At 39.5% G+C, this 9,176-nt stretch carries 6 protein-coding genes; 3 read left to right on the top strand and 3 right to left on the bottom strand.

The features are described 5' to 3' along the window. Nucleotides 1-967 precede the first annotated feature (967 nt). Nucleotides 968-1,981 carry a sensor histidine kinase gene (locus tag ACFINK_RS06915; RefSeq protein ID WP_375618002.1) on the bottom strand — a complete coding sequence of 338 codons (1,014 nt, stop codon included), beginning with the start codon at nucleotides 1,979-1,981 and terminating at the stop codon, nucleotides 968-970. A 22-nt stretch (nucleotides 1,982-2,003) separates the two neighbouring features. Further along, nucleotides 2,004-2,798: a response regulator gene (locus ACFINK_RS06910; RefSeq protein WP_375607013.1), complete on the bottom strand. Its 795-nt coding sequence runs from the start codon at nucleotides 2,796-2,798 to the stop codon at nucleotides 2,004-2,006. A 168-nt stretch (nucleotides 2,799-2,966) separates the two neighbouring features. Here ACFINK_RS06910 and ACFINK_RS06905 point away from each other — a divergent pair, with 168 nt between their 5' ends. The 3 genes from ACFINK_RS06905 to ACFINK_RS06895 all read left to right on the top strand — a co-directional run bounded on the left by ACFINK_RS06905 (nucleotide 2,967) and on the right by ACFINK_RS06895 (nucleotide 5,387). Next, complete coding sequence (locus ACFINK_RS06905) at nucleotides 2,967-3,170, top strand: NepR family anti-sigma factor (protein ID WP_375610684.1); 204 nt, start codon at nucleotides 2,967-2,969, stop codon at nucleotides 3,168-3,170. A gap of 7 nt (nucleotides 3,171-3,177) precedes the next feature. After that, the gene (locus ACFINK_RS06900) at nucleotides 3,178-3,732 is read left to right on the top strand and encodes an RNA polymerase sigma factor (RefSeq protein WP_375611691.1); all 555 of its coding nucleotides are present in this window, start codon (nucleotides 3,178-3,180) and stop codon (nucleotides 3,730-3,732) included. Nucleotides 3,733-3,956: 224 nt separating this feature from the next. After that, nucleotides 3,957-5,387, top strand: a complete 1,431-nt coding sequence (locus ACFINK_RS06895; protein WP_375611692.1) for a sensor histidine kinase — start codon at nucleotides 3,957-3,959, stop codon at nucleotides 5,385-5,387. A gap of 895 nt (nucleotides 5,388-6,282) precedes the next feature. Here ACFINK_RS06895 and ACFINK_RS06890 read toward each other — a convergent pair. Further along, entirely contained in the window at nucleotides 6,283-8,271 is a 1,989-nt protein-coding gene (locus tag ACFINK_RS06890) for a M23 family metallopeptidase (RefSeq protein WP_375638495.1), read from the bottom strand. Between the last annotated feature and the right edge of the window lie 905 nt (nucleotides 8,272-9,176).

Raw genomic sequence — 9,176 nt, 5'->3', positions numbered from 1 at the left:
GTCGGTTCCCCTTTGAGATGTCGGTTCCCCTTTGAGATGTCGGTTCCCCTTTGAGATGTCGGTTCCCCTTTGAGATGTCGGTTCCCCTTTGAGATGCGGGTTCTATAGTGAATTAATCAAAATCATTGGCTTGCACGTCATAAAAGGGTGTGTGTGGGGGCTCTATGTCGGTGAGTAATATTTGAAAAAAGACTGAAATGCCTCTTATGGACGCTCTCAAAGGTCAATGGCTGTTGTAACATGAGAGACAAATGGTATGATGATGCTCAGCTACTACTTTTATGAAGTGAAAAGGGGCATGAAGGTAAAGAAGGACGTGGCGTAACAAGGGGCGGTTTTGATGGTTCACTTTACGGGGGCTATTATATCTTATTTACACATACTGTTTTGAAATGAGCGTGGATGCGCTGGGAAATATTAAAAAAGTGCGTGAATGAGGAACACAAGTGTATCCTGTTTTAGGATGCCCTATTGTAACTGAAGAGGATATCTCCATTAAAGAATGCGATAAATAAAAGCATAAAATGTGTAATTTACATCAATTAATTGTCGTTGTCGTGGATGCTTTAAGCCCGTAAAGCTGAAGAGTGATGATGGATATTAGCTTTACTCCTTGAAATTTCATATTCTGCCAAAATAAAATTATATACGCATTGCGAAAATTACACAAAAAGAGATGGGTAACAGGCTCGCTTTTATTTGGCATATAAAAGCTGAAACGGTTTGCTCTTTATCGTTTTGGTTTCTGTTTTAAAATATGCCGGTTATATGAGGGATGGAAGTTGATTGACAGCGGGAATGGATTTTATGTGGCTTTCAGTTCTCATCGTTAAGGTTTTGCGGAACTATTGGGGGACTATAGAGGTTGGTTTAAAGAGGTTGGAAAATATCTTTGTGCTTAATAAACAGATGAGACATTTTGCTAAAAAAGGGGAAAATTCTCTTGTTCATTGTTTAAAATGCTCTTTTAAGAAAAAATATCAAAATAAGTATCAGGAACAGAGAGGCAATAGACAATTCCTTCTTGTGTCAATTTGAGAGAAGCTGAACCATTCACGGAAATGGGAACGATTTTTTCGAGAACGGCACTACCAAAACAGGCTTTTTTATTGTTTGTGGGAGGGATGCCGGATTCAAAATTTTCATGCCAAGTGATGATAAGTTGCGTTTTGCCATTCAGTTTTGTTTCGATTTCACAGCGTACACAGATGCTCCCCTTTTCTTGGGAAAGGGCTCCAAAAGAAAGAGAATTGACAATCAGTTCATGAAAAGCCAAACCGATATGCAAAGCGGCATTGGGAAAAAGATAAGGATCGACGCCTTCAAGTGAAAAACGTTCTGTTTCTTTCATAAAATAACCTAAAGCCTGCGTTTGGACCAATTCGCGAAATTGAGCACCGCGCCAATCGGAATCAGTGATCAGATCTTGAGAATGAGAAAGAGAATGAAGACGACCTTGAAATTTTCGTAAAAAAACCTGAAGAGATTCAGTATAGCGGGCGGTTTGACTGGCAATACTTTGAATGATCGCTAGAAGATTTTTAGAACGGTGACTGACTTCGCGAAGAAGGATTTTAAGCACTTGTTCACGGCGGCGTAAGCCGGAAATATTGACACCGGTGGTGATAATACCAATAATGTCTTCGTTATCATTGCGGTGGCAATCAATAGAAAATTTGTACCAAATCTCTTGTTTGTTTGTATCTTCAAAACGTGCTTCAACAGTTTGCATTTTGCCACTGGCTAAAACTTGCAGTTTGATGGTTTCCATATTGTCTGCAAGGTCAAGCGAAAAAAAGTCGCTGTCACGACACCCAACCCGCCATTTATTGTGCAAATGATGTGGCAAGTTTTCAGCCCATAAATAAACCAGATTTGTTGCCTGATAGAGAACGCAAATATCAGCACCACGAATCGCTTGCATGAGCGCACTCATATGAGATCTATCCATGGGAGGCTTTGAAAGAGGCGTAACGATCATAATTTTAAGATGTTACCCTGTTCTAAGCCGCTTTAGAAGCATTCTCTTGAAAAAATAAAGCTTGGGAAATAAGCGCTTTCACCATATCAGGGTTAAAAGGTTTGGTCACTAAAAAAGTTGGTTCTGGACGCTCGCCAGTGAGAAGCCTTTCGGGAAAAGCCGTGATGAAAATCACCGGTATACGGTCATTTTTCAAAATCTCGTTGACCGCATCAATCCCTGAACTGTTATCGGCTAATTGAATATCAGCCAAAATCAACCGTGGTTTTTTCTTATGATACATGATGACAGCTTCATCACGCGTGCGCGCTATTCCTACAACATGATGACCTAGGCTTTCTACCATTTGCTCAATATCAAGTGCAATAAGAGGTTCATCTTCAATAATCATGACTTCAGTGGCAATTTGTTGAGAAATATCAATGGATGCTTGGTTGAGAAGCTTGCGAAATTCTTTCGTATCCAGATTCATGATTTCGCTGGCGTCTTGTTCATGAAATCCTTCAACGGCAATGAGCAAAAATGCTTGGCGTGCACGGGGTGTGAGATAGGATAATTTGGCACTGGTTTTTTGTTCAAGACCAAATTGGGGCAGGGGTTCTGGGATGTTTGGTGTGGTTTGGTCAAAAAGATGGCAAAAAAGCCAATAGGTACCAATTCGGTCAGTGGAGGCTTTGGGAAAAATGGAGATGTCGGCAATGAGTGCTTCCAACATCGCTGAAACATAGGCATCGCCAGAGGATTGGCTACCGGTGACAGAGCGGGCAAAACGCCGAAGATAGGGAAGATGCGGGGCAATGCGCGTTGATAATGACATAATTTATAACTCCTTTGACCTTTCAAGCATTTTGTTGGTTGAAATTCTCAACCGATAAAAAAGTTCCTTGATTTGTATGGAACTTTTTACCGGCAGCTATATTTACAACCATAAGGCGAAAAATTCTTCGCGGTGCTACCAGTAATATATGGATTAGGGGGATGAAAAATGAACGACCGTGATGAAAAAAATCTCACCACACAATTTAGAGTTGGAGATGATCTTCTCGGGGTCAATAGCGAAATAGCACGGAAGTTACGTCAATTTTACATGGAAATTCAAGAAGAAGCACTGCCACGGTGTTTGCTTGAGCTTTTAGAGAAGTTGGAGCGCGCAGAGCAATTTGGCTTAAACAATGTGGAAAAGGTTTGAATCCTTTATGTCAAAGTGCGCGAAAAACTTTAAACAAGAACTCCTTTCTGTGTTGCCGGCTTTACGAGCTTTTGCTGTTTCTTTAAGTGGCAAGCACGATAAAGCCGAAGATTTGGTCCAAGATACTGTTATGAAGGCATGGGCTAAGCAAGATAGTTTTGAGATGGGAACTAATCTTAAAGCTTGGCTTTTTACCATTTTGCGCAATGAATTTTATAGTCAAATGCGTAAAAAGGGAAGAGAAGTTCAAGATACCGACGGCGTGTTTACTCAAAATGTCGCTGTTCATCCTGCTCAATATGGATCACTTGATTTGCAAGATTTCAAAAAAGCCTTAAATTTGCTTTCTGCCGATCAAAGAGAAGCCATTATTCTCATTGGCGCATCGGGATTTTCTTATGAAGATGCTGCGGCTATTTGTGGTTGTGCTGTTGGAACCATTAAAAGCCGTGTGAGCAGGGCGCGTAATCGATTACAAGAACTTCTTAAAGTCAATGGTGAGTCTGATTATGGTCCTGATTCTTACTCAGCTGGAAGTACATTGTGTTCATTTAACGGCTAAAAAAGCATAATAATTATGATTGATAGCCTTGTTTTTTTTATTCCCGTTATAGCTATTACAGTAAAGTCAGTATCTGAGGGAATTCAGAAGTTTGGCGTGTATCCTTAGGAACACAAGAAAAGCCTGTATAAAACTTTCTCACGGGCTTTAGGTTTTATGTTCCATAAGGTTGCCTTCCTTTGTGCTGAAAAATGACGACTTTCAAGTTCGCCAATGGACATTCTATGACAACAAAAACAAATTTGATGCCTCAAATGCCTTCTTCTGATGCAACGATATCACGCTGGCGGTGGGGTGCGATTGTTGTTTCTCTTGTTATGGCTCTTTTGGCATCGGTTTTTATTATGTTGCTTTCAAATGCCGTTGATCGAGAAGTCGCACAGTTGAATACAAGTTCAGAATTGCGCGAACAGGCTGATTTGGTCCTTATTAGCCTGATTGATATGGCTGTTGCTGATCGCAGCTATGCAAAAACGCGCAAGGCGGAAGATAAAATACGTTTTGAAAATGCAGAGCGGGAGTTGGGGAATATTCTCGACTATATCGCACTTATTGTTTATGCGCATCCGCAGTGGTATAAATGGTTTACGGCTTTTAAAGAAGAGGTTGAAGCACGAAAAGCCTTTATGAATGCCCATATGCGTGCTCTTGATGCGATTCCTGAACAACCTTCTCAACCTTCTCATGCGGACTCTTTGGAAGTATCAAAGATTCCTGTAGCACGTTTAGCTCAATTGATGACAAGCTTTATTAATGGGGATGATGTGGTGCGACAAAAACAGCGTGAGGGTATCGCATTGATGCGGGCGGCTTTGACATTGGCGGCTATTGTTTCCGTTGTGAGTACTTTTATTTCTGCCTATTTTGTTATTAATCGTTTTCATCGTGATATGCGCTCTTTAAAATTGTATCAATTGCTGCTTCATAGTGAAAATATCGCTCTGGAAGCCCGCGTGAAAGAACGAACACAAGAATTAGAAAGAGCACGTAATCACGCTGAAAAAGAACGCCAACGGGTTGAAATATTGTTGCAGGATGCAAGCCATCGCATTGGCAATTCTCTTGGGACGGTGTCTTCTTTGTTGGGGCTCCAGTTAAACCGGAGCAAAAATGAAGAGGTGCGTGCTGTTCTAGGGGCTGCACGTGATCGTATTCAGACAATTTCTACAGCACATCGTCGTTTGCGCTTAAGTGATGATATGGAAACGACTTTATTGGCAGAGTTTCTCAGCTCTGTTGTGCATGATGTCGAATTGGCAGTCCCTTTTGAATTGCGTGAAAACATCACCATTCACACCAACTTTAAAGATTGTCGCCTGTCTTCAAGAGATGCGACAACACTTGGAATTATCCTTGGTGAACTGCTGACAAATTCCTTAAAACATGCCTTTCCTGATCAACGGTCTGGTCATATTTATATCTCCTTTGGTCCCCAGAAAGATGGACAATTGATGCTCATTGTAGAAGATGATGGCGTGGGAATGAAAAGCCAAACTTTAAAACAAAAAACAGGACTTGGTCGTGTGGTCGTGGAACAGCTCTGTATGCAATTTGGTGAAAAACCTCTGTTTGAAACTTCTGCTTTAGGAGGCACAAAGATTGTCATTCCTTTGCCAAAACTTAGCATGAATAGTTCAAAAAAAAGCTCTGACTGATTTTTTAAAAGGGTAAATTTTTTCTTTTCTCGTGGTAAGCTGCCTTTCATTCATCGTGAATGTATGGGGAGGGCATCTTTTCACAAGAAGAAGGAAAAATACGGCTTCAGTAGCGCGAACACAGCACCATTCATATCAGATTGTCAATTGCCTTCAAGAGAAACAACTTTGCTTCTTTATCTTTTGGTGTAATGTTTGATTTTCTCTCTTGTTGTTTTTTTGCTTTGTTGACTCCGATGATAGGCTTTCAAAGTTCTCCTTGTCTGAGAGCTTTGAAGTGCTTAAGTTAGCCTTTAAATTTATTTTGAATAAGTGCTTCTTTAAGCCAATAATACTTATATTCGTAAGCTCTATTGCTTTGCAAAGAGAGAGTTTTTTCAAGTTTTGTTATTTTTTGTAAGGGCTGTTAAAATTTAAATATAGGGTGTTTTTGTAAGCGTGTGGGAGAAATATTTTTAAGGTAAAACGCGCTTGTAAAAAACTCATGCCCTCCCTCCTTCAGGGCTTTAAACAGCATCAGTGCTCAACCAGTGGAATCTGTGCAACAAGAAGTCGGGTTGTTTATAGAATGATATGGGTTTTAGAATCTTCGTTCTTTAGAAAAACTCACCTTTGATTTGAGATTTTATTGCATGGCAAATAAGGACGGGCTATCGTTTTGATAAAATAAACAAGAAGAGTTAGCCTTTTGGGGTTTCATATTTTTCACTTTTCTATTGTGCGTAAACCAGAAAAGGGGAGGGCGTTTTATTTTTAATCATTGTGATGCGACCTTGGGTGGTGGCATCTTTCGGCGTATTCTTTAATAGATATTTAAAATGCGGAAATCTCTTTAAGAAAAGTAAGCGCTCAAGCATATTTTTTAGATGTTTTGAGTCGTAAAAATGCAGATGCTTTAAGTTTCTTCGGAGGGTGCTATTGGGCTGTTGATCAAGGCATCAATGTTGTTTTTTTCTTGTAGGAATGTTTGTAGGTCTTGATTGGTTAAGGCTTTGCTATCCGGTATACGAATGCGCATGGGATCAACCTTGACGCCATTGACAATGATTTCAAAATGACAATGGGGTCCGGTTGCCATTCCTGTTGATCCAACATACCCAATAATTTGTCCTTGTCGTACTTTCACGCCTGGTTTGATGTCTGGTGCATAACGACTTTGGTGTGAATAACTGCTGACATATCCATTGGCATGTTGAATTTCCGTATGGTTTCCATAGCCGCCTGTTACGCCTACTCTTGTGACAATACCATCTCCTACAGCAATAATGGGTGATCCTTTAGGAGCAATCCAATCAACCCCCGTATGCATGCGGACATAGCCTAAAATAGGATGTTTGCGTGGACCAAAGGGAGAGCCAAAAATGCCATTTGGTGTGGGTTTGCGCAGCAAGAAAGGCTTTGAACTTTTCCCTTCAGAATCATAATAATCAACGCTTCCATCTTTTAATTGATAACGGTAATATTTATAAGTTGTATTCCCAAAAGTTGCACTAATATAACGAATTTCTGGATCAGCGTTCTTGGATGCTTCCTTTGCTTTCAAATTCTTTTTGCCGTTTTTGTTTTCTTTATCGCTTTGTGGTACAGCATAAAATATTTCGATCTGATCATTGGGTGTTATCGGACTTTTCATATCAATATTGGTGGCCAGCAGACGAATAAGACGATGAGAGAGAGATTGTGATATATTATGGCTTAGCAAAGCACTATAGAGTGCATCATAAGCCGTTGGTAATTGTGCGCTATTGATATAAGAATGTGGAATACCATTTTGAAAAGCCGTTTTAAGTGCTTTAGACATTTTAGGCTCTGTGCTTTCAATGAATTGGCCTTTATCATTCAGGGCAATGGTGAGAATATGATGCATTCCTTGATAGATACTTGCGCGTACGAGATGGTCTTCTTCACCAGCTTGTGTCACGATACCAATGCGTAAAAGGCTTCCCTCTTTAAGGGAATCGGAAAGGCTTATTTTTTCTAGCGTTTTTACAACCTGGTCAATTTGCTTTTTTGTATAACTGGTTTTTTTGAAAGCATCGGCTATCGTTTGTTTTTTACGAATAGGAATAATATCTTCAACATAGTTTTTCGTCAGATCGATACGGTGACTTTGAGGAGAAACGGTTACATTTTCTTGAACGATTCGAACTTCAGGGGATTCTGTGCCTTGGGAAGGGGAGGATACATCTTCTAATTTTAAAGGATCAATCAATGTGAGAACTGAAAGAAGTTCGGAGCTCTTTTCTAAAGTAAATCCAGCTTTTTGTACTTCTTGTTGTGCCTCTTCATCTGTCAATGTGTCGCTGTCATCAAAATCGAATTGATTTACCTTAAAATCATAGCTGCGTAAGGTGAGTTTTGTTTCAACCTTTGCTCCATAAATCTGCCCAGAATCTTCTTGTGGTGCGATATTTTGATTTTTCGTATCACTAGCAAGAATGCTTAAAGAATCAAATTTTGGATAGCTATATTTCTGGGGGCGATTTTCGGCTAAAGCCATACGAATCCATTCAAAATGTTGTGTTTGAATGACTTTTTCATCGCCTTTTTTTTGTAGAATCGATAATTCAAATTGACGTTTTCTGTCAAAGCTTTGCCTTGCATGGGTGGGAGAAATACGATCACCTTTATAGCCATTGGCCTCAGGGTCTTGTGATTCTGATAGGTTTTCTTGCGTAAACCATTGTGGCGGTGTTACCAATCGCTGTTGTTCATCAAGAGCCGTAAAAAGTGCAATCCCCATAAGAATGCAGGAAGTGATTCCTGTCAGAATGGTTCCCGTAAGCCAACGAGCAGAGACCTGTCGGCGCGCAGGCCGCAAGCGCTTGACGACAAGAGCAGGGTCTTGTCCAGGATCGTTTTTTTGTTGTTCGTTATCCCACATAGATTTATAAAAGTACTTTTCAATATTAAATAAAGAAAGCTAGATAGATAGATAGCTTAGCATGCTTCTACAGGAATTTGATTCTTTTTACAAATTACAGATCATGCGATTCTCTTTATACAGCAATGTCTTTATAAATCGTATCTGCGCAGAAAATTTTCTCTATTAAAGTAGCATAAAACAAGCGTTATTGTGATTAACTCATTCCTAGGCAACTTCCTATTTTCATGCATTGCAATGGGGTGCTATATTTTACTTTAAAGGCGCCATGCTCTCTTTGAACTCCTTGCTGTTTTCATGTTTTATTTTTATGAAGGCAGATTTTTCCAATAATGTCTTGAAATAGGATTTTTTGTTCAATATTTTATTGGTAAAGTTTGGGTTATTTTATTTAAAAAAAATAAAAAATGATATTGACTCTTTGCTTGAAAGAGTACTATATACGACGAGTAACGAGAGCGGTTTCTGCTTGCGATGGTTGGTTTTGCTCTTGTTTTATTGACTAAGACTTATCATATACGCGGTGTTTTACCTTTTAGGTTTTTATTTTACGCTTTTTAGTGTATGGTATTATTTTGGTTTTTGAAACGGTTTATTGATCGTTTGTTCTTTGACAAAAGAAGAAAGAAGAAAGAGAAACGTGGGCGGCATAGTCTGCGGAAGTCTTAGGGTTTTAATGCTTTAAGATTTCGAAAAGAATATGGCGGCACGTTTTTTAGAGAAGATGTTAATACCGGATCTAATGTTATTAATGTTAGATTAGGTGTGTAAAAATATGTTCTCGTCGATTCAAGCGTGACCATTTAATTGGTGCTCTTTATTTTTAGAGAGCAAAAAGACCAAATATAGCCAAATCGAATTTTCAATATGAGAGTTTGATCCTGGCTCAGAACGAACGCTGGCGG

Origin of the sequence: Bartonella sp. AA16NXGY, assembly GCF_042197325.1 — a bacterium.
Classification (GTDB): domain Bacteria; phylum Pseudomonadota; class Alphaproteobacteria; order Rhizobiales; family Rhizobiaceae; genus Bartonella.
The sequence above is the reverse complement of the archived record's forward strand: the minus strand, read 5'-3'. Positions and strand labels throughout refer to the sequence as shown.